This window comes from Achromobacter pulmonis (assembly GCF_002885955.2).
In the GTDB taxonomy this organism is placed as follows: domain Bacteria; phylum Pseudomonadota; class Gammaproteobacteria; order Burkholderiales; family Burkholderiaceae_B; genus Achromobacter; species Achromobacter pulmonis_A.
The window spans coordinates 681,609-702,324 of the sequence record NZ_POQS01000003.1; the positions used below are offsets into that span (position 1 = coordinate 681,609).

22 protein-coding genes, 1 tRNA gene and 1 pseudogene are annotated in these 20,716 nt (G+C 61.7%); 8 read left to right on the forward strand and 16 right to left on the reverse strand.

The window, feature by feature from the left end:
* Positions 1-21 precede the first annotated feature (21 nt).
* Genes C1I89_RS14465 through C1I89_RS14475 form a run of 4 tightly spaced genes read right to left on the reverse strand, consistent with a single transcriptional unit; the run spans position 22 to position 2,384 of the window.
* Positions 22-642 (reverse strand): glutathione S-transferase family protein, encoded by a 621-nt coding sequence (locus C1I89_RS14465; RefSeq protein ID WP_102773443.1) that lies wholly within the window; start codon positions 640-642, stop codon positions 22-24.
* A gap of 17 nt (positions 643-659) precedes the next feature.
* A complete protein-coding gene (ampD, locus tag C1I89_RS14470; protein WP_102773444.1) occupies positions 660-1,238 on the reverse strand; it encodes a 1,6-anhydro-N-acetylmuramyl-L-alanine amidase AmpD in 579 nt (192 codons plus the stop codon).
* Positions 1,239-1,282: 44 nt separating this feature from the next.
* A complete protein-coding gene (locus C1I89_RS34500) occupies positions 1,283-1,540 on the reverse strand; it encodes a PP0621 family protein (protein ID WP_111825931.1) in 258 nt (85 codons plus the stop codon).
* A 1-nt stretch (position 1,541) separates the two neighbouring features.
* Positions 1,542-2,384: a cytochrome C assembly family protein gene (locus C1I89_RS14475; RefSeq protein ID WP_102773445.1), complete on the reverse strand. Its 843-nt coding sequence runs from the start codon at positions 2,382-2,384 to the stop codon at positions 1,542-1,544.
* Positions 2,385-2,515: 131 nt separating this feature from the next.
* On the opposite strand from C1I89_RS14475, the gene ffh reads away from it, so the two are divergent.
* Entirely contained in the window at positions 2,516-3,922 is a 1,407-nt protein-coding gene (gene ffh, locus C1I89_RS14480; protein WP_102773446.1) for a signal recognition particle protein, read from the forward strand.
* 362 nt (positions 3,923-4,284) lie between these two features.
* On the opposite strand, the gene lysM is transcribed toward ffh, so the two are convergent.
* The 5 genes and pseudogenes from lysM to C1I89_RS35870 all read right to left on the reverse strand — a co-directional run.
* Positions 4,285-4,731 (reverse strand): peptidoglycan-binding protein LysM, encoded by a 447-nt coding sequence (gene lysM / locus C1I89_RS14485; protein ID WP_102773447.1) that lies wholly within the window; start codon positions 4,729-4,731, stop codon positions 4,285-4,287.
* A gap of 260 nt (positions 4,732-4,991) precedes the next feature.
* Positions 4,992-5,192 carry a sulfur carrier protein ThiS gene (gene thiS, locus C1I89_RS14490; RefSeq protein ID WP_102773448.1) on the reverse strand — a complete coding sequence of 67 codons (201 nt, stop codon included), beginning with the start codon at positions 5,190-5,192 and terminating at the stop codon, positions 4,992-4,994.
* Between the two features lie 19 nt (positions 5,193-5,211).
* Positions 5,212-6,150, reverse strand: coding sequence for a prolyl aminopeptidase (pip, locus tag C1I89_RS14495; protein WP_102773449.1), 939 nt, complete (start codon positions 6,148-6,150; stop codon positions 5,212-5,214).
* A complete protein-coding gene (trmB, locus tag C1I89_RS14500; protein ID WP_440130638.1) occupies positions 6,150-6,860 on the reverse strand; it encodes a tRNA (guanosine(46)-N7)-methyltransferase TrmB in 711 nt (236 codons plus the stop codon). The genes pip and trmB overlap by 1 nt, the downstream gene beginning before the upstream one ends.
* Positions 6,834-7,136: pseudogene (locus C1I89_RS35870) on the reverse strand (tRNA (guanosine(46)-N7)-methyltransferase TrmB); the annotation flags it as partial. The gene trmB and the pseudogene C1I89_RS35870, both read right to left, overlap by 27 nt.
* Before the next feature lie 172 nt (positions 7,137-7,308).
* Between C1I89_RS35870 and C1I89_RS14510 the strand changes: the two are divergent.
* The 4 genes from C1I89_RS14510 (at position 7,309) to C1I89_RS35230 (ending at position 10,265) form a co-directional block, all read left to right on the forward strand.
* Positions 7,309-7,382: transfer RNA gene (locus C1I89_RS14510), tRNA-Gly, on the forward strand.
* Between the two features lie 237 nt (positions 7,383-7,619).
* On the forward strand, positions 7,620-9,590 hold the full coding sequence (locus C1I89_RS14515) for a tyrosine-type recombinase/integrase (protein WP_219929582.1): 1,971 nt from the start codon (positions 7,620-7,622) through the stop codon (positions 9,588-9,590).
* A 32-nt stretch (positions 9,591-9,622) separates the two neighbouring features.
* Positions 9,623-10,096 (forward strand): aminotransferase class I/II-fold pyridoxal phosphate-dependent enzyme, encoded by a 474-nt coding sequence (locus C1I89_RS35225; protein ID WP_258231451.1) that lies wholly within the window; start codon positions 9,623-9,625, stop codon positions 10,094-10,096.
* A gap of 22 nt (positions 10,097-10,118) precedes the next feature.
* Positions 10,119-10,265 carry a hypothetical protein gene (locus tag C1I89_RS35230; RefSeq protein ID WP_258231428.1) on the forward strand — a complete coding sequence of 49 codons (147 nt, stop codon included), beginning with the start codon at positions 10,119-10,121 and terminating at the stop codon, positions 10,263-10,265.
* Positions 10,266-10,324: 59 nt separating this feature from the next.
* On the opposite strand, the gene C1I89_RS14525 is transcribed toward C1I89_RS35230, so the two are convergent.
* Positions 10,325-10,732, reverse strand: a complete 408-nt coding sequence (locus C1I89_RS14525; RefSeq protein ID WP_308810273.1) for a DUF2332 family protein — start codon at positions 10,730-10,732, stop codon at positions 10,325-10,327.
* A 69-nt stretch (positions 10,733-10,801) separates the two neighbouring features.
* Here C1I89_RS14525 and C1I89_RS14530 point away from each other — a divergent pair, with 69 nt between their 5' ends.
* Entirely contained in the window at positions 10,802-11,635 is an 834-nt protein-coding gene (locus tag C1I89_RS14530) for a TetR/AcrR family transcriptional regulator (RefSeq protein WP_102773450.1), read from the forward strand.
* 19 nt (positions 11,636-11,654) lie between these two features.
* Here C1I89_RS14530 and C1I89_RS14535 read toward each other — a convergent pair whose 3' ends face one another.
* From C1I89_RS14535 to C1I89_RS14550, 4 genes are all read right to left on the reverse strand, one after another.
* Positions 11,655-12,440, reverse strand: a complete 786-nt coding sequence (locus C1I89_RS14535) for an enoyl-CoA hydratase/isomerase family protein (RefSeq protein WP_102773451.1) — start codon at positions 12,438-12,440, stop codon at positions 11,655-11,657.
* A 43-nt stretch (positions 12,441-12,483) separates the two neighbouring features.
* A complete protein-coding gene (locus C1I89_RS14540) occupies positions 12,484-13,239 on the reverse strand; it encodes an SDR family NAD(P)-dependent oxidoreductase (protein WP_258231430.1) in 756 nt (251 codons plus the stop codon).
* 5 nt (positions 13,240-13,244) lie between these two features.
* Positions 13,245-14,894 carry an AMP-binding protein gene (locus C1I89_RS14545; protein WP_102773453.1) on the reverse strand — a complete coding sequence of 550 codons (1,650 nt, stop codon included), beginning with the start codon at positions 14,892-14,894 and terminating at the stop codon, positions 13,245-13,247.
* A gap of 69 nt (positions 14,895-14,963) precedes the next feature.
* The gene (locus C1I89_RS14550) at positions 14,964-16,619 is read right to left on the reverse strand and encodes an MFS transporter (protein WP_102773454.1); all 1,656 of its coding nucleotides are present in this window, start codon (positions 16,617-16,619) and stop codon (positions 14,964-14,966) included.
* Between the two features lie 676 nt (positions 16,620-17,295).
* On the opposite strand from C1I89_RS14550, the gene C1I89_RS34095 reads away from it, so the two are divergent.
* Entirely contained in the window at positions 17,296-17,502 is a 207-nt protein-coding gene (locus tag C1I89_RS34095) for a hypothetical protein (protein ID WP_146196904.1), read from the forward strand.
* Between the two features lie 196 nt (positions 17,503-17,698).
* Here the strand turns inward: C1I89_RS34095 and C1I89_RS14555 are convergent, their stop codons facing one another.
* Both C1I89_RS14555 and C1I89_RS14560 read right to left on the reverse strand, forming a co-directional pair.
* Positions 17,699-18,391 (reverse strand): MarC family NAAT transporter, encoded by a 693-nt coding sequence (locus tag C1I89_RS14555; RefSeq protein WP_308810274.1) that lies wholly within the window; start codon positions 18,389-18,391, stop codon positions 17,699-17,701.
* A gap of 56 nt (positions 18,392-18,447) precedes the next feature.
* Positions 18,448-19,062: a PqiC family protein gene (locus C1I89_RS14560; RefSeq protein ID WP_102773456.1), complete on the reverse strand. Its 615-nt coding sequence runs from the start codon at positions 19,060-19,062 to the stop codon at positions 18,448-18,450.
* An 86-nt stretch (positions 19,063-19,148) separates the two neighbouring features.
* On the opposite strand from C1I89_RS14560, the gene C1I89_RS14565 reads away from it, so the two are divergent.
* Positions 19,149-20,660, forward strand: coding sequence for an IS5 family transposase (locus tag C1I89_RS14565; protein ID WP_258231431.1), 1,512 nt, complete (start codon positions 19,149-19,151; stop codon positions 20,658-20,660).
* Positions 20,661-20,716 lie beyond the last annotated feature (56 nt).

Sequence of the window (20,716 nt, forward strand, 5' to 3'; positions counted from 1 at the left end):
GGGCGCCTGGCCTGTTGCGGCCTATTCCAGCGGCAGCGTCAGCACGCCCTGGGGGGCCGGGCGCATCATGACGCGGCGGTACCAGGCCGACAGCGCCGGCGTGTCCGGGCGCTCGGCCGGCAGCGCCAGCCAGCGGTGCGCCGAGCACACCAGCGCGACGTCGCCCATCGTCAGGTGGCGGCCGACGATGAATTCGCGGCCGCGCAGCGCGCGGTCCAGGATCAGCGCGCGCTCGTTCGAGCGCTGCATCGATTTGTCGATGGCGGCGCGGTCGCGCTGCGCCTCGGGCGTGCGGATCAGGCCCAGGAAGGCCGGGCCCATAGCGGCCTGCCATTCGGTGGTCTGCCAGTCCATCCAGCGGTCGGCGTCGGCGCGCAGGCACGCGTCTTCCGGCCACAGCGAGCCCACGCCGTAGCGCGAAGCCAGATAGCGCACGATGGCGTTGGACTCCCACAGCACGAAGCCGCCGTCGTCGATCACCGGCACGGTGCGGTTGGGATTGAGCTCGGCGAATTCCGGCGTGCCGACCACGCCGAACTTGCCGCCGGCCTGCGTGAACGTATGCGGCAGCGCCAGCTCGCGCACCGCCAGCATGACTTTCTGAACGTTGACGGAACTCAGGCGTCCCCAGATCTTCAACATAACCAGTCCTTTGGGTGTCAGGCGGGCGGCAACTGCCGCCGCGCAAAACCGCTGTCGCGCCCGAAGCGCGTCCAGTTGAAAGCAGGCCCCGGGTCCGTCTTGCGCCCGGGGGCGATGTGTTCGTGGCCCCGCACCGCGGCCAGCGGATGGCGCGCGCGCAGCGCGGGCATGAGCTTGCGCAGGGCCAGGTACTGCTCGTCGGCATAGGGCAGGGTGTCGGTGCCTTCCAGCTCGATGCCGATGGAAAAATCGTTGCAGCGCTCGCGTCCGGCGTGGCGCGACACGCCGGCGTGCCAGGCGCGTTCGTCGGTGGAGACGAACTGCACGATGCGGCCGTCGCGGCGGATGAAGAAGTGCGCCGACACGCGCAGCCCGCGCAGGCGTTCCAGCCAGGGATGCGAACCGTAGTCCAGCGTATTCAGGAACAGCCCCGCGACTTCAGGTCCGCCGAAGCGCCCGGGAGGCAGGCTGATGTTGTGCAGCACCAGCAGCGAAACCTGGACGCCCGCCGGCCGCGCGTCGCGGTTGGGCGAGGGCGAAAGCGAAACACCGGGGGCCGGCGCCAGCCAGCCATGACGATCCAGAAGCAAGGCCATGGGAACAAAGCATGTCGAGGGAATCAACATGCATTATGCCTTCCTCAATGCCGGCGCGCGCCCAGCCTCGCGTGTTCGGCGTTGCACCAGGTCTGCCCGTTCTGCAGCAGGGCCTCGGAACGCGGCAGATGGATGCCGCAATGGGCGCAGCGCACCATGGACTCCACAGACTTGGGTTGCGGCCTTGCGCCGGCTGCGCGGCCCTGCGCGCCTGACTGCCTGGCCGCCGCCATGCGGCCGGCGATGCGGGCGACGAACAGCACCACGATGACCAGAAAAATCCAGAACAGCAGCTTGCCCACGTCAACCTCGGTGCAAAATCATTTCCAGCACGAACCGGCTGCCGGTGTAGGCCAGAATCAGGAAACCAAAACCCGTCAGCGTCCAGCGCAGCGCGACGCGGCCGCGCCAGCCCCAGACGTGGCGGCCCGCCAGCAGCACGCCGAAGGTCACCCACGATAGCAGCGTGAAGACGGTCTTGTGGTCGAACGGCAGGATCTGTCCGGTCAGCTTCATGGAGGCCACCGAACCCGTGCCCACGGCCAGGGTCAGCACCACGAAACCGATCCAGATGATGCGGAAAAGAAGCTGCTCCTGCACCAGCAGCGGCGGCTGGGAGTCCAACACCCGGCCCACGATGCTGCGCTCGGCCGGCGCGTCCAGCGGACGGTGCAGGTGGCGATCCAGCAGCGCCATCATCATGGCGTGCAGGGCGGCGATGGTGATCAGGCCATAGGCCGCCAGCGCAATCAGCAGATGCACGCGCAGCCACGCGTCGTCGGCATGGGGCACGAACTGCCCCTGGGGGAAGGCGGCGGCCAGGCCGCTGGCCAGCGTCGCGGCCGGCAGCAGCAGCAATTGCAGCCCGTCTATGCGCACCAGCAGGCTTTCCAGCCAGAACACCACCATGCCCAGCCAGATGGCGGCCGACAGCGCCAGCGCCCAGCCGATGAACAGGTGCTGGGCGCCCAGCATCGATTGTTGCAGCCCGATTCCGTGGAGGACCAGGGCTCCCAGCAGGCACAGACGGGCGACCTTGCCCGTCTGCTCGACGCCGCCGGCGCCGGCCAGGCGGGCCCAGAGCGACACCCCGAGCACCGCGTACGCCAGGGCAGCCGCCGTGTGAAATACAATGCCTAGTGACATAGAAACCGTTGTCTGGATGGGGCTACGGAATTCGGGAGCCTAAGCATGCTACCTTGCATGCCGCCCGAAGGCGCGCAATTGGCGCCCGCAAGCCACCGTTCAATCGACTAGTTTAAGCGGAAACGCCTCTCATGCTCGATAACCTAACTCAACGCCTGTCGCGCGTCGTCAAGACGCTGCGCGGCGAAGCCCGCCTGACAGAGGCCAACACCCAGGAAATGCTGCGCGAAGTGCGCATGGCGCTGCTGGAGGCCGACGTGGCGCTGCCCGTCGTGCGCGAGTTCGTCGCGCGGGTCAAGGAAAAGGCGCTGGGCGAAGAAGTCGCCGGCAGCCTCAGCCCCGGCCAGGCCCTGGTGGGCGTGGTCCACAAGGAGCTGACCGCCCTGATGGGCGGCGACCTGGGCGCGGACTCCGGCGAGCTGTCCCTGGCGGTCCAGCCGCCCGCGGTCATCCTGATGGCCGGCCTGCAGGGCGCGGGCAAGACCACCACCACCGGCAAGCTGGCGCGCTGGCTCACCGAAGGCCAGCACACCCAGCATGGCCGCAAGACCGGCAAGAAGAAAGTGCTGGTGGTGTCCGCCGACGTCTACCGTCCGGCGGCTATCGACCAGTTGAAGAGCGTGGCGGCGCAGGTGGGCGTGGACTTCCTGCCGTCCGATCCCAGCCAGAAGCCCGAGGACATCGCCCGCAACGCGGTCGACCACGCGCGCCGTCACCACTACGACGTGCTGATCCTGGACACGGCCGGCCGCCTGGGCATCGACGAGGCCATGATGCGCGAAATCCGCGCGCTGCATGACCTGGTCAAGCCGGTGGAAACGCTGTTCGTGGTGGACGCCATGCAGGGCCAGGACGCGGTCAACACCGCGCGCGCCTTCGCCGAGGCGCTGCCGCTGACCGGCGTGGTGCTGACCAAGCTCGACGGCGACGCCCGCGGCGGCGCCGCCCTGTCGGTGCGCCACGTCACGGGCAAGCCGCTGAAGTTCGTCGGCGTCTCGGAAAAGCTGGACGGCCTGGAGCCGTTCCACCCCGAGCGCATGGCGCAGCGCGTGCTGGGCATGGGCGACATCGTGTCGCTGGTCGAGCAGGCCCAGAAGAACATCGACATCGCCGAAGCGCAGAAGCTGGCCGCCAAGATCAAGTCGGGCAACAAGTTCGACCTGAACGACTTCCGCGATCAGCTCGGCCAGGTCAAGAAGCTGGGCGACATGGGTTCGCTTCTGGAAAAGCTGCCGGCGCAGTTCCAGCAGGCCGCCGGCCAGCTGCAGGGCGGCCAGGCTGAAAAGCAGCTGCGCCGCACCGAAGGCATCCTCAACGCCATGACCCCGGCCGAACGCGCCAAGCCCGAGCTCATCAAGGCTTCGCGCAAGCGCCGCATCGCCGCCGGCTCCGGCGTGCCGGTGCAGGAAGTCAACCGCCTGCTGGCGCAGTTCGACCAGATGCAGGGCATGATGAAGCAGATGAAGAAGGGCGGCATGGCCAAGATGATGCGCGCCATGGGCGGCATGAAGGGGCTGGGCCGCTTCGGCATGAAGTAGGATGGGGTGCAGCGCGAGAAATTCTTGGCAAAAAGAACGTTGGCGAACGCGCGTAACCCATCAGGCGGCGCCAGCCGCCGCTTTTCGTCGCATGCTGTTGTTGGCCTCTTGCCAAGAAACCCGGCGGCTGGCGCCGCCTGATGGGTTACGCGCGCTGGATACTTGAGTTCTTGCTCAAGAACTCTCGCGCTGCACCCATCCTACGATCCCCGACTGTTCCAGTAATCCCCGCCAGGCCGCCCAACCAAAAAAATGGCCAGACATTGCATCTGGCCAAGTAATCGCGGCCAGCAGGGGGCGCTGCCGCGATGCAAGCCGGAAAGCGCATGGGTGCCTTCCGGCTTGTTCCTTTTCCGTTTACCTCAAGCCAGCGGCGGGATGCGCAGCACCTGGCCCGGATAGATCTTGTCGGGGCTGGTCAGCATCGGCTTGTTGGCCTCGAAGATCAGCGTGTTCTTGGCGCCCTGGCCCTTGCCGTATTGCGCTTCCGCGATCTTCCACAGGTTGTCGCCCTTCTGCACCGTGTACATCTTGGCTTCGGGCGTGGCCTGCTGCACCTTCAACTGGTTGTCCACCTGCGCGACGCCTACGGTGTTGCCCAGGGCCAGCGCGATTTTCTCGGCCTCTTCCGTGCTCAGGGCCTCGCCCGCCACGGTGACCTTGTCGCCGTCGACCGAGATCTGCAGGCCATCGGCGTTCAGCCCGTGTTTATCGAGCTCTTTCTTCAATTCGTCCGCCGTTGCGGCCTTGGCCTCGCTGGCGCCGAAAAGCTTTTCCCCGACGTCCTTGATGAAATTGAGCAGACCCATAGTGTTTCCTTTATGTGTGTTGCGTTGAGAAAACAAAATGCCAGGGACGATTATCACTCGCAGATCCGGGATGGGAGAGGGGTTAACGTGTAACAGGTTGCTAGCCTCTTGCCAGACTACGCAAGAATGCCCGCCACTTTGCACGGAATGCGTCGGCGCGGACCGAAACCGGGTCCGGCGGCAGGCGTAGACATGACAAGGGCCGCAGTTGCGCGGCCCTTGTCATTGCCTTGTCACAGGCGGGAGGGGACGGCGGCGCTTCAGCCGCCGCCCACGGCCACCACGATCTCGATCTGGTCGCCGTCGGACAGCGCGGTCTGCGCGTGCTGGCTCTTGGGCACGATCTCGCCGTTGCGCTCCACCGCCACGCGCTTGCCGGCGTAGCCCAGGGTCTCGAGCAATTCGATCACGGTGGTGTCCAGCGGGAATTCGCGGGCGTCTCCGTTCAGGGTGATGTGCATGCAGGTCTCCTTCAGTTGGCTATCGCGCGTAGGCGTCGGTGGCGGCGAGCAGGCGCGCCAGCGTGCCGGGTTCATCGAAGGCGTGGCCCGCGTCCGGGACCAGGTGGAATTCCGCCTCGGGCCAGGCGCGGTGCAGGTCCCAGGCGGTGCGGGCGGGCGTGCAGACGTCGTAGCGGCCCTGGACGATGGTGCCGGGAATGCCGCGCAGCTTGTGGGCGTCGCGGATCAGCTGGCCTTCTTCCATGAAGCCGCCGTTCACGAAATAGTGGTTCTCGATGCGCGCGAAGGCCAGCGCAGCGCGGTCGGCGGCATGGCTTTGCTGGTGGCGCGGGCTGGGCAGCAGCGTGATGGTGCTGTCCTCCCACTTGCTCCAGGCCTTCGCGGCGCGCAGCTGCTCGGCCGGATCGTCGCCCGTCAGGCGCTTGTGATAGGCCGCCACCAGGTCGCCGCGCTCGCTCTCCGGAATCGGCGCCAGGTATTCCTCCCAGCGGTCGGGAAACAGCCACGACGCGCCTTCCTGGTAGAACCATTGGATCTCGGCGCGGCGCAGCCCGAAGATCCCGCGCAGCACCAGCTCGCTGACGTGCGGCACGTGCGTCTCGGCATAGGCCAGCGCCAGCGTCGAACCCCAGGATCCGCCGAACACCAGCCACTTGTCCGCGCCCATCACCTCGGTACGCAGGCGCTCGATGTCCGAGACCAGATGCCAGGTGGTATTGTTCTCCAGGCTGGCGTGCGGCTGCGAACGGCCGCAGCCGCGCTGGTCGAACAGCAGCACGTTGTAGCGCTGCGGGTCGAACAGCTGGCGGTGCACGGGCGAGCAGCCGCTGCCGGGGCCGCCGTGCAGGAACACGGCGGGCTTGCCCTGCGGATTGCCGCAAAGCTCCCAATAGATCTGGTGGCCGTCGCCGGTGTCCAGCGTGCCTTGGCGGTAGGGTTCGATCGGCGGATAAAGCATCAGGCGACTCGCTTGAAGATCAGGTCCCAGACGCCATGGCCCAGCCGCAGGCCGCGCGTCTCGAATTTGGTCAGGGGGCGGTAATCGGGGCGCGGCGCGTAGCCGTCCACGGTATTGGCAAGCAGCGGCTCGTTGCTCAGCACTTCCAGCATCTGCACCGCGTAGTCTTCCCAGTCCGTCGCGCAGTGAACGTAGCCGCCCGGCGCGATGCGGCTGGCCAGCAGCGACACGAACGGCGGCTGCAGCAGCCGGCGCTTGTGGTGCCGCTTCTTCGGCCATGGATCGGGGAAGTACACGTGCACGCCGGCCAGCGAATCGGGCGCGATCATGTCGCGCACCACTTCCACCGCGTCGTGCTGGATGATGCGCAGGTTCTGGATGCTGGAGTCTTCGATACGGCGCAGCAGCGAGCCGACGCCGGCGTTGAAAACCTCCACGCCCAGGAAATTGTCGTCCGGGCGGGCCAGGGCGATCTTCTCGGTGGTCTCGCCCATCCCGAAGCCGATCTCCAGCACCGTCGGCGCCTCGCGGCCGAACGCGGCCGCCGGGTCCAGCCGGCGCGGCGCATAGGGGATGGACCACTGGCCCATCAGGCGCTCCAGCGCCGCCTGCTGGCCCTGCGTGATATGGCCGCGGCGATGCACGAAACTGCGGATATGGGTGGCGCCCGGGCTGTTCGGNTCGCCCATCCCGAAGCCGATCTCCAGCACCGTCGGCGCCTCGCGGCCGAACGCGGCCGCCGGGTCCAGCCGGCGCGGCGCATAGGGGATGGACCACTGGCCCATCAGGCGCTCCAGCGCCGCCTGCTGGCCCTGCGTGATATGGCCGCGGCGATGCACGAAACTGCGGATATGGGTGGCGCCCGGGCTGTTCGGCGCGCGCGCGGCGCTGGCCAGCGTGGCCTGTGTTTCGGGCGACATGGAAGAGGACGCCTCCGGCGGCGCGGGAGGGTTTTCGGGGGTGTTCGCGGGGGTGTTCATGTTCATAGCCCGAATTGTAGTGGCAGGCCCGCCGCCCCGGCGTCGTCCGGATGCACTAAATTAGGGACATGTTTTGAGCGGGATTCCCGGCCCCGGCCAGACAGCCCGCCGAAAGGGCATCAACCCGCGCTATAATCGCGCCTCTGCCCAGGTGTTGCGCCGGGGCACGACACCCAAGGCGGGTGTAGTTCAATGGTAGAACGGCGGCTTCCCAAGCCTCAAGCGTGGGTTCGATTCCCATCACCCGCTCCACACAGACTTTCCACGGTGTTCTACGGACGGCTCAGGACGTCTCCAAGTCATTGATTCTTCGGAACTTTATCTTGGTGGCTAAGTCCACTGACGTCTCCCGAAAGCTCCGTACATCCAGTCCAAATCCGTACATTAATCCGTACATCAATGCGGAAAGCCGGATGCCGGATTGTTGGTGGGCACGTTCGGCGGGTGAAGGGAACATGGGTTCAACCTGACTTCTTCAGGAGTGAACGCATGGCTCTGACAGACATGACGGTCCGGCAAGCGCGGGCCACGGACAAGGCCCGGGCCATCCTCGACGGCGAAGGGTTGTCCCTCTTTATTCCTCCCAAGGGCCGCAAGGCCTGGCACTTTCGCTTCACCTTCGCGGGCCGGGAAAAGCGCATCTCGTTGGGTACGTATCCGGAGGTCTCTCTGCGCGAGGCGCGGGTGCTGCGGGATCAGGCGCGCGCCCAATTGGCCAAAGGCCTGAACCCCAAGGTGGAACGCAAACGTCAGCACCACGCCATGGTCGTGGCCAGCGAGCATACTTTCATGGCCGTCTATGAGCGCTGGCGCGATCATCGCAAGCTGGCGCTGGAGGAAGGCCGGCAAACCAGCCTCGACCAGATCCGGCGGGTCTTCAAAAAGGACGTGTTTCCCGTCCTACGGCACATGCATATCCACGACATCACCCGCGCGCACCTGCTGGATATTCTCGGCCGGATCGAAAAGCGCGGCTCGTTGTCGGTGGCCGAGAAAGTGCGTACCTGGTTCACCCAGTTGTTCCGGTACGCCAAGGTTGTGGTCCCGGGGATGGGCGAAAACCCGGCCACCGACCTGGATGCGGTCGCGATCCCTTTGCCGCCGGCCGACCACAATCCGTTCCTGCGGATGATCGAACTGCCTCCGATGTTGCAGACTCTGCGCAAGTACCGGGGCAGGCAGCAAACGCAGTTGGCGATCCGCCTGTTGCTGCTGACGGGCGTGCGTACCGGCGAGCTGCGCCATGCCACTCCGGAGCAGTTCGATCTGGACCAAGGCCTGTGGCGCATTCCGATCTTCAGGCTCAAACAACGCAGGCAACTCAAGCGCAACAAGCGTCAGCGTTTGACCGAAATTCCGCCCTACATTGTGCCGCTCTCGGTGCAGGCCCAGGAGGTCGTGCGTCATTTGCTGGAGAACGTCAAGCCCGCGCAAATCTATCTGATCCCCGGTTTGCAGAGCCTGAAGCGGCCGATCAGCGAGAACACGGTGAACCATGCGTTGAAGCGGATGGGTTACGAGGGGCTGCTGACCGGTCATGGCCTTCGCGCGACCATGTCCACCGCACTCAACGAATTGGGCTACCCCAAGGTGTGGGTCGATGCGCAACTCTCCCATGCCGATCCAAACCGGATCAGCGCCACTTACAACCACGCTGAGTACGTGGAGCAGCGCCGGGTGATGATGCAGGACTGGGCCGACCGGCTCGATCTGTTCGAGCGAGGTCATGTGCAGGCCGCCAGCGTGCACCTGACCGTAACCCTGCACGGACTGCCGACGATTCCCGGCCAGGCAGCGGCCAACCCGCCGCCCGTCAATATCGCACCCCCCGTACTGGTGGTGGCACCTACGTCCCCGGACGCGCCGGCTGTGGCACCGCAGGCGATGCGTCTACCCGCCGTCGATACGCCGGATTACGCCAAACCCAAGCTGTCGGACCTGCAGCGCGAGCGCAACGAATTGTTGGACATGTTCGAGGCGCCTCACAACCTGCGGGTCGTGGAGTACGCGCAACTCGCCGGCAAGTCGCGTCGCTGGATCAGCTACGAGATCCAGGCGCGCAACGTGCTCGCCTTGAGCTTAGGTCACCGGGGTCAACGGGTGCCCGACTGGCAGCTTGATCCCCTCAAGGGCCGGCTGGTGCGCGCCGTCCTCGGACGGATCAGCCCGTGCATCGATAGCTGGCAGGTCTATCACGCCTTGAGGCGCCCGCACGAGCAGTTGGGCGGCGCAGCCCCCATCGAGGCATTGACGGTGGCTAACTTTGAACGCACGGCCGCGTTGGTGTGCGAAGCGATCGAGGCTTCGCTGTGGTCGGCGCCGGCCGCAAGGCCGATTACCGACCGGGACGAGGATGCCAAGGATTTGGTGCCAGTGATGCGTGAGGAGCACTGGCCCGCTGGGCAGGGAGCCCAGCCTGTGGTCGGCAATGACGTTGGCGGGTTGTGCTATCCCACGTAGTAGAACGGCCAAGCGGTGCGCGGCTCTTGTGGGTGCGCCGCCGCCATCGTCACCGCTCTGCTGGCCCAAGGCTGGCGCATCACCCTTGCCAGCTCGGGATACGCGACGCCGACGCCACCGGCGAACCGGGTTACTTCGCGAATCGCAAGCTGGTGGCGTTCATGGGCGGCGAGATCGTGCCCGCGCAAATGGATTACCTGGATCCGTGTGGTCAGGCCGGTCTGCGGCTGGACCAGATGGAGGAGGCGTTTCGCGCCGGCGCCAAAACCTTCCTGTTCTCGAACCCGAACAATCCTGCCGGCGTGATTTATTCCAAGAATGAAATTGACCGCATTGCGGCCCTAGCGAATCGCTATGGCGCCACCGTGATCATCGACCAGCTTTATTCTCGGCAGCTGTATGCTGGCAGCGATTACGTGCACCTGCGCGCCTGCGACATCGATCCGCAGAATGTGGTGACCATCTGGGGCCATCCGAGACCGAATCGCTCAGCGGATATCGCCTGAGGTGGCTTTCGGCGCCAGCCACTTGATCGATCGCATGGAAAATGTGCAGGCCATCATGGCGCTGTGTACGCCGAGCTACTGCCAGGCGGTGCTGCGCACCTGGTTTGCCGAGCCGGCGGGCTGGATGCAGGATCGCATCGCGGCCAATGAACGCATTCGGACGACCTAGTTGCCGTTTTCCAGCAAGTGCCGGACATGCGGGTACGGCCGTTCGAAGCGGGTAGCTACCTATGGGCGTTGCGATCGATTTTGATTTCCCGAGAGGGACTTCATATCAGAGGATCGCGCCAGCATTCGCGCCCGGATTCCGGCGCCATGCTGCGTCAGCCGCGCATCGAATTCGGCAGCCGACGCAGGCGTACCTGCCGCATGCCGGAGTGCCGCGAACAACAGATTGGGTTGACCCTTGGGAGCAGGCAGGGCTTCGAGATAGGCCAAGACCGAGGCCAACTGCGCGACATGCCTTGCCCATTGCTCATGCAGTGGCGAGCGGCCCGCCGCCTCGTTCCGGGCAAACCTCAGATAACGTTCAGCAATAGGATGGATGTCTAGACAAGAACAAAAAATGGGCGAAATGTACGGCGCACAGACGTTACGTTGGGGCAATCCTATGGGAAACAGGGGGCCTGAACTCAAGTACGATTGTGTTGTGTGGAAATTATATTCATCATCCTTTTCTTTTTCACATAATCGGAAAATTCAGTCATGGCTGACGAGAAGCACTCTGCAGTGGGCGGGCGAGTCAGCATCTACCGCAGGCCGAACAGCAGATTCTGGCAATGCCAAGCCACATTCAACGGCAAGAGTGAGCGCATCAGCACCAAGACGGAAGACTTGGGCAAGGCGCGGCATTTCGCCGAGAATTGGTACTTGTCCCGAACGGATAATGGGGATGCGACGCAGGGCGAGAGCGGGGCGGCACACAACGCGGTGAGGGCCGGCCGGCCAAACTACAGTTTGCCGCTGCATGACAAACGGGCGCGCTTTCTGGCGGCGGCGATTGATTTGGTGGCGCAGGTGGGGTTTCGCGACACCCAGGTCAATGCGATCGCCGAGCGCGCGGGCATGGCGCCCGCGACCCTATACCGGTATTTCAGTTCACGGGAAAGCCTGCTGGTGGAAGTGGTCTCCCACGTCTCGCAGCATGAGGTCAATGTCGTTGCCGGGATCGCGATGGGAAATGACGAGCCCGCGACGCTGCTGCGGGCGTGCGCCTATGCCTTCGGCAGCCGCGCCATCCGCGCGAAGCAGCTTGGCTACGCATTGGTAGCCGAGCCGGTTGACTCCGCCATTGAGCTCGAACGGTTGAAATACCGAAGCAAGCTGATGCGCGTCTTTGAAACGATCATTGAACGGGGCATGCGCAATGGCGACTTCGTTGAACAAAACCCGGAGGTCTCCTCCGCATGTATAGTGGGGTCATTGTTCGAGGCGCTCGTCGGCCCGCTGGCGCGCAACAACGACGCGACCGATCGTCAACGGCTAGAGAGCGTCAGAGAAATTGCGGACTTTTGCGTGAGAGCCGTCGAGCGACGATGACCGACCGTCGACGGTCAGCCTAACGGCTGCCGACAAATCGAGCCAGCCCGTCTTGCATGGCGTGCGTGTCCGAATGCGCTTCGAGTGTAGATATCTCGTTCTCAAGCGCTTCTGCCATTGGTAACGCGTGGGCGGCGACAAAGAGGGATTTTGCCCGTTGTATCGTCTGTCGATCGGCAACCGAGATTTCGTCGGCGAGGCCGATTGCACATTGTCGCAACGCCTGCGCCGGCGAGACGGCGTGCACGATTCCCCAGTCCATTGCCTGCGTGGCGCTGATCACGCTGCCCGACAGAATCATCCATTTGGCCCGCTGATGGCCGATGACGCGGGGCAGCCTGACACTGCTGCCGCCGCCGGGCAAGAGTTCGCGTAGCACATGGGCATCGCCAATGGTGGCATCGTCCGCCGCGATTACGGCGTCGCAGCACAACAATAGTTCAAGTCCACCGGCGCGTACGGCGCCGTGCGCCATGCCGACAACGGGAAGGGGAGACAATTCGAATCGTCGGCAAACTTCACGGAAATTGTCCAGGAGACGCCGCACTGCCGCCTTGCCTCCTTCCAGCAATTCACCGAGGTCAGCTCCTGCACAGAAATTACGCCCCGATCCGGAGAATATGACCGCCCGCACGTCTGGCTCGGCTTCGGCCGCGTCGAATGCGGCGATCACGTCTTCCAGCAGCCCGGAGCTGACAGCGTTGGCCTTTTCCGGACGGTCGAGCGTGATCCAGGCGATGCCTGCGTCCACGTTGCAGATACGGGTGAGCGGGTGTCCTGCGTGTTTCAATCCAGCTTGTTCCATTACTTCACCTTGTTTTCCATCGATATTGCTGTGTCCTGGGCTCTTATGGCGCAAAGCGCGCCCCACCGTCCAGGCGGTAGCAGGTGCCGTTCACGTACGGGTTGGTCAGGATGGAATGCACCATCTGCGCGAACTCGTCCGGCAACCCGGTGCGCTTCGGAAAAAGGAAGCTCTTCTCCATGGCTTCCATGCCCTTCGCCGGGACATTCGCGGTGAGCTCGGTTTCAAAAACGCCCGGCGCCACCGTCATGCAGCGGATGCCATATTCCGCCAAGTCGCGCGCAATGGGGAGCGTCATGCCGACGATGGCCGCCTTGCTCGCGCTGTAAGCCGCTTGTCCTTTCAATCCGTCGAAGGCAGCGATGGAGCTTGTGTTCACGATCACACCGCGCTGACCATGATCGTCTGGCTGGTTTTCGATCATTTTCTCCGCTGCCAGTCGCAACACGTTGAATGAGCCTGTCAGGTTAATGGCGATGATTCGGTTCCATAACTCAAGGTCATGGGCAACGCCTCGCGAGACTGTCTTTGCCGCAGAAGGAATTCCGGCGCAATTGACGACGAAACGAAGCTGCTCGAATGCCGACACCCCATGATCGATGGCGCTGCTGACTGCCGTGGGGTCGCAAATGTCTGCCTGGGCGGCGATGTGATCGCCCGGCAAGCCGGCCTGCAAGGCTTCCAGTTTTTCTTTGTTCAGATCGATCAGCACGAGCCTTGCGCCATGGGATGCCAGCAATTCAGCGGTGGCACGACCCAATCCGGAGGCTGCCCCGGTCACGATACCTGCTGCATCCATGAGTCTCATTCCTTCCCTCCGAGCATGTCCCGCAATTCCTTGCGCAGCACAAACCGCTGTGTCTTTCCCGATGGCGTTTTCGGCAGATCATCGCGGTAATGGATGCGGCGCGGATAAGCGTGTACGGCATACTCGACACGCACCTTGTTCTTGATTTCTTCCGAAAGTTTCTCGTCGCCCGAATACCCTTCGTTCAGCACGACGACCGCCTCCAGGACTTCGCCCCGTATCTGATCAGGAACGGCAACCACCGCAACATCGCGCACGGCGGGATGCATCGCGATGACCGACTCCACGTCGAAGGGCCCTATGCGGTAACCGGCCATGATGATCACATCGTCATCTCGGGAAGAAAAGCGGAAGTAACCCGCTTCGTCGTATGTCGCCAAATCGCCAGTCAGATACCAGCGCCCGCATGGCGTGAACCGGTCGGAATTTTTTTCGGGAGAATTCACATAGCCCTCGAACCAGGCCAACGGACTAAGCGACAAGTTCGCCGCCAGCAGGCCGGGCTGATTGGGTCCCAGTTCTTCATGAGTGTCGGGGTCGATGACCGTCATGTGCCAGCCTGGCAACGACCGCCCCATTGATCCGGGCAGGACAGGCTGTTGCAAGTCAGGGTGGTGATGGTTATTGAGCAACATGCCCGCTTCGGTCTGGCCAAAATGGTCGTGGACCACTGCGCCCAACAGTTCAGGCGCCCAAGTATTGACATCCGGAGTCAGCGGCTCTCCCGCACTGGAAGCGCAGCGCAGCGACACGAATCCGGCCGGAATGCCATGGGCTTTCAGGCTGCGATAGACAGTCGGCGCAGCGGTGAGGTTGGTGACGCCTTCCCGCTCGAGTACGGCGAGCGTACCACCGGGCGTGAATTTTTCGGTATGCATGATCGACTGAATCCCTGTCGACAGCGATACGATCACGCCAAAATAGAGCCCGTAGGCCCAACCCGGATCGGCGGCATTCCAAAAAACGTCTTCAGACAAGAGGCCAAGTCCGAACTCGCCGTAAGCCTGAAATCCAGCCAGAGCACGCAGCGGCACAACGACGCCCTTGGGCTTGCCGGTCGTGCCAGAGGTGTAGATTTCAATGACAGGACCGTCACCCGACGTCACATGGGCGGTAAAGCTCGCGTCCCCCTGCGCTTCGACCTCAGCAAGCGTTGCGCCGGTTATCGGGGCATCCCCTGCCGTCAGCACTCGAAGTCCCGGCAGTTTTTCGCCCGCCAGACCGTCGAGTTTGGATCTTTGAACCTCGTCGCAAATCACCAGCTTTGCGCCACTGTTGGCCAGTCGCATCTCAATGGCGGGCTTGGCGAATGCCGTGAATAGTGGAACGTATACCGCGCCAAGGCGCCAGACGGCGAGCAGTGTCACCAGATAGTCTTCGCCCTTGGACATCAAAGTGGCGATTCGGTCGCCAACACCATAGCCTTGCTTGCGCATACTGCTCGCTAGTCTTTCCGATCTTTCCCGCAATCGGCCATAGGTAAGCGCATCCGACATGCCATCGCCGGAAACGATGCGATAAGCAATAGCCTCAGGGTCATGGCGGTCACACAGCAAATAGCTCGCTGTTGCATCTGGCGCTCGGTAGGTGGTGATCAGTTCGTCCAGGCGTTGCTGTATGCGCGCGCTGTATTGGGGCTCTTTCATCTGTTCTCCTTTCGTCGTCTCGATCCATAGTGAAAATGCGGGCCGGTTCGGTTGACCGGCTCTTGTTTATTACCCTCTTGAAATATCGTTATCCTTGGTTTCGCGAGCAAAAATCAGGCTTAACACTGTGCATGCGATCGCGATCCCAACGGGGTAATACATCCCGGCGTATATGTTCCCGGTAGCCGCGACAATCGCAAACGCGGTGGCAGGCAAGAACCCACCAAACCATGCCGCGCTCATGTGATATGGAAATGACATGGCCGTGTACCGGATACGTGACGGGAACATTTCCAGGATTGAAGTCGTGGATGGCGCAAATGTAATGGTCCCAAAGGTAAGCAGCACCATCAGCAGCGCGACAATGGCTGGTGCATTGATTTCTTCCGGATTTGCGCTGCCAAGCGGATAGTTTGTCGCAATGAGTGCCTCACGCAATTGCGAATCAAACCTCCGTTTTTCTTCGGCTGCATTTGGCGCGTCTGCCTTGTAAGAGGTGATCACTTTGTCGCCGATGCGAACTTCAGCCGTTCCGGACGAGGTATGCGTGCTGGTGTAGTTCAGTCCCAGCGTGGTCATTGCGTTGGTGGCGACGTCGCACGGCGAGGTGAATTTTGCCGTGCCGAGCAGGTTGAACTGGAAAGAGCAATCGGCAGGATCGGATGCAATGGTGATCGGAGCGTTCTCCTGTGCCCGTTGCAGCGCCGGATTCGCAAAGTGCGTCAGCCCCTGAAAAATCGGAATGGTCAAAATTGCCGCCAGCACATACCCGCCAACGTAGACCGGGCGCCGTCCGATGCGGTCCGATAGGTTGGCGAAGACGATATAAAGCGGAGCAGTGAGCAGCGTCGCTGCGATCAGCATGAAGTTGGCCGTCAGCGTTTCGACTTTCAAGACCTTTGTCAGAAAGAACAGCGAGTAAAACTGTCCCGTGTACCAGAGAACCGCTTGCGCAGGCAGGATGCACAGGACACCGATCAGCATCAATCTCAAGTTCTTCCAAGTACCGAACGCTTCGGCCAACGGCGACTTCGAGGCTCGGCCTTCTTCCTTCATTTTTTTGAACTCAGGCGATTCGTCCAGCTTCAACCGAATCCACAATGAAATGGCCAGAAGCAGAATGGAAACGATGAAGGGAACTCGCCATCCCCACGCCATAAAATTTTCTGCTCCCATCGTCAGGCGCATGGGGATGATGATCGCAACTGCCAACAAGAAGCCGGCTGCCGCCGTCATGATCACGTATGCCGTCCACGTAGCCCTTTTGTTGCTTGGTGCGTGCTCGGCTACGTAGATCATGGCGCCGCCAAATTCCCCGCCAAGCGCCAGCCCCTGGATCATCCGCATCAGTACAAAACCAATCGGCGCTATCAGACCCGCGGTTTCGTATGACGGGAGTACGCCGATCAGGAAAGTCGATCCTCCCATCAACACGATAGTGACCAGGAAGGTGTACTTGCGACCGACGAGATCCCCAAGGCGCCCAAAGACGATTGCCCCGAATGGGCGCAGCATGAAGCCGGCCGCGAATCCAAGAAGTGTGAAAATGAAGCCATCCGTTGGGTTTACTCCGGAGAAAAATACCCTCGCGATCTCGGTGGCCAAAAGGCCAATCAAGAAGAAGTCGTAAAACTCGAACACGGTGCCTAAGGATGCGGCAACAATGACTCGCCTGTCTTTTTTCGACATGGGCGTTGAATGTGTTGCAGATGCGGTTATGTCCATTTCCCCTCCTATGTGATGGGTACGTCTGGTGGTGTAGTCGATCCGGTTACATGAGCAACTGAGCTCATGCACGGCTTTTTTTCAAATCGAGAGCCCTGTTGATGCGAAGAGTGGTCGGTTCCCCGAACCAGCTGTTTGCTTCCTGTGCTGCGCTACCGCTCCTCCGTAACAGTGCGCGGTGGTGTGTTGCATAGGCATTGCAGTCACGCCGTGGTTGTGTGTGCGCGAAACGATGGCTGTCTCCTCCACAAGCGGGGATCAACCCGCACGCGTGCCAATCGTTGACGCATTTATGTGAAAATAGGATAATTTAAAATATAAAACATGTACATATTAGGGAAAACCCTACATATGTAGATTTGTAGGGGGGGCAGCGGTTCAGTTGTATCTGGCGGCTCTGAAAGCAGGCGCAACTGGACAGCATCGAGGCGTGCTAGGGCGTCGTTGCGATTTACGAGGGAGTGCGCGTGGTTGTAGCGACCGGGAGATCTCGGCCGACCCAGTCGACGGGGATTATCCTGCAGGTCATCCAGTTAAAGGATCTGTGGATTGCAGCTCGCTTTGGCGTTGGGGTGTTCGCGTGTGCAATGGACCTGCAGCTTTCTCCGGTAGAGTGACATCAACACCGGCCAACCTGCCCAAACGCCTGCCCGCGCTCCAGGTGCCCGCATACGCAATGCCCAGACCTTCGAAATTGCAGCGTGAGCGCAACCGGCTCCTGGATTTGTTTGAGGCGCTCTCCAACCTGCGCGTCGAGGACTATGCCAAGATGGTGGGCAAGTCTGGGCGTTGGGTTAGTTATGAGATCCAGGCTAGCCACCTGCTGGCACTGAGCGTCGTACACCGTGGTGCACGAATTCCAGACTGGCAACTGGCTCATTGACCCTAACCCCGAATTAGTCCGGATCAGAAGTAGAGATTTCCGTCTGGGAACGGAGCGACGGATTGGCGCTAGACTCTCATACCAGAACGCATCGAACTCTCGCTGTGCGTGCTAGCTAGTTGGCTGACCACGATTATTCTGCGACATTATCGCCGACGGTGCCGCCACTAGGGTCAACGTCAACGCCTTGCAGGTGTTAAAGCGCTCCGGCCGAGTACTGGCGGACAATTTCCAGTATTCCGTTAATCAGAAACTGGATGCCCATGCAGACCAGCAAGAACCCCATCACGCGCGAGATCGCCTCTACTCCGCCCTCACCGATCAGTTCGTTGATTCGCCCGGCACTGCGCAGGCAGCACCAGAAAATCAGCCCAAGCAAAGAGAAAATAATAAAGGGCGCCACCATCAACGTCAGGGTCGAATAGGAAACGGAGCCCGGCTGGGTCGATGCCGCGGCGCTGATGATAAAGGCGATCGTGCCAGGGCCTGCCGTTCCCGGTAATGCCAGGGGGACGAACGCAATATTGACGGGTTTGCGCTGTGCCAAGGCGTCGGCGTTGGCTTCGGCCTCGGGCATATCGACTGTGTTCTGCGTCGGAAACAGCATCGTGAATCCGATGAATGCCACAATCAGTCCGCCCGCGATACGCAACCCCGGAATCGAGATGCCAAATGAACGCATTACCCACTGGCCCGCGAAGTAGGTGACCAGCATGATGAGTACGACGTAAATGGCGGCTTGCGTAATCTGTCGATTACGCTCTTTCCAAGGGATATTACGGCCCAACGAAAGCAGTAGCGTGACGGACGTCAACGGGTTGGCCAGTGGTAGCATGAGCGTTAGTCCAAGCCCGACGACGGTGAACAGTTCAATGATCGCGTCCATCAAGATTTGATTTCCTTAGAAAACGGTGTGACTTTGCATTGTTCAGTAGAGCGCTGGTGCTATGGCGTGACCATCGCCGGGCTTGGTCGCGTGATGTCGCCCTCTTCCGGACAATCCGCTCGTCGCGAGCGGGCCCACTCGCGCGCACCCATGGCAATGTCGGCCGCCAGCATGGCAACCATGCGCTGTTGAGCCTGCGCTAATTCAGGATATCCTCCTCGCGCGCGTTCATCCAGGCGGCTGCGGCAGACCAGCCGGGCATTTCCAGAGTCATCTGCAAAACCCAGGCTCCAGTCAGCATCGAGCTGGGCTCGTTCCCCGGGCCAGCCATCGAAGCGCCGGACTTGCAGTTTGACTCTCAGTGCCGGTTTGCCTGCTGGCACGGCCAAGCCGGCGATATCCTGGGTAGCCAGGCGATGTGTCAGCTCAGTCGATAACGCACTACGGAACTCGTCAGCCAGAGAGCCGGGCCAGCGCTCGTCGTCGAGCACAAAAATATCGGTGGAACCCCGCCGCACGACCCACTGCGGCTGGTCGAGCTGTGCCGGTATACCAACCGGCAATACGTCGATAAAGAAAGGCGCTGGCTCTGCTGATGCTGTGGCTTCAGGAGCGGGCGACAACAGCGTGTGATAACGAATTGGTCGGCCCTGAAATATCCCCTCAACCCGCATGAACACTGATAATTGGGGCAATTTCCGATACCCGGAACTCCCAGTTTGTTGTTCAATAGAGGCTGTTTTCTGGGAGTTTTGTTTCGATGTTTGCCTGTCCTGCCACCGATGATTTTTTCCGTTCTCGCATTGATCAGATGATTGACCTGCTTCACCCGTTGGCGGTGCTGTCCTCGCGCATGCCATGGCAAGAACTTGAGGCTCGGGTGGCACATTTGTTCGTTCGTAAAGCGCACGAAGGGGTGGCGATGCCGGATCTGGACTTGTTTGGCGAGAAGGCGCAGCGTCAGACCTCGCGCAGCAATGCCGGCCGTCCACGTGTGCCGCTTCGGATCATGATTTCGCTGCTGTATCTGAAGCATGCGTTCAACGAATCGGATGAGGGCGTGGTTGAGCGTTGGGGTGAAACCCCAACATGGCAGTTCTTTGCGGGTCAGGCGTATTTTGAACATCATCGTCCTTGCGATGCCACCACGTTGGTGAAGTTTCGCAAGCTGTTGGGCGAAGAAGGGGTTGAAGAGTTGCTGGCACAGACCATCAACGTGGCCGTCGAACTCAAGCTGATCAAGCCCCAGGAGTTGAGCCGCGTGATTGTGGACAGCACCGTGCAGGAGAAGGCGATTGCACATCCTACGGACAGCCGCCTGTTAGAGACCGCGCGGATCAAACTGGTGGACGCCGCCAAAGCAGTGGGTATTTCGCTCAAGCAGACCTTTGCCAAAGAAGGTGCACAACTGAGCCGCCAAGCGGGCCGTTATGCCCATGCCCGCCAGTTCAAACGCATGCGCCGGGCCATTAAACGTCAACGAACCATTGTGGGTCGCCTGTCGCGTGAGGTGGATCGCAAGGCCAACATGCTGGGCCAGGCGGTACGCGCCGCCCTGGATGAGGTCTTGAACAAGGCAAATCGTATCGCGGCCCAAAGCGCTCAGCGCAAGAGCGTCAACGGCCAGCCCAAGCTGTACGCCTGGCACGCCCCGGAAGTCGACTGCATCAGCAAGGGTAAAGCGCGTCGGCCCTATGAGTTCGGTGTCAAGGTCGGGATAGCCAGCACGTTCAAAGGCAATTTGATCGTAGGCGCGCGGGCATTTCATCGCAATCCGTACGATGGGCATACGCTCAACGAACAGTTGGAACAGGCCGCGATTCTGATGCAAGACTGTGCGGCGCAGGCACCCGACATGGTCTTTGTAGACCTGGGTTACCGGGGCGTGGATGCCGACAATCCGCAGGTGCGCATTGTGCATCGTGGCAAGCCAAAACGGCTGACGGCGTTGGAGCGAAAGCAACTGAAACGACGCCAAGCCATTGAACCGATCATTGGTCATTTGAAAGCGGATCACCGGATGGATCGCTGTCACCTTAAAGGTGAAGAAGGCGACCGGCTGCATGCGGTGTTGTGCGCGGCGGGCTATAACCTCAAGTGGTTGCTGCGTATGATTGCCAAGAAGGGGGTGCCCTTCATGCAGATCCTTTTTTTGCGCCTGAAAAAAGGCACCGCCGTGAGGACGATTCTGACGGCATTGGCGTGGTTGGGGGATGCTGACCGGTTAAACCGTCATCATAGCGTCATGCAAAGACCCGTGTTGGCGGCGTGACGCTGCGTCTTGAATGACCGTTTTCGGTCAAAATGAATAAATCAGCATCGACGAAT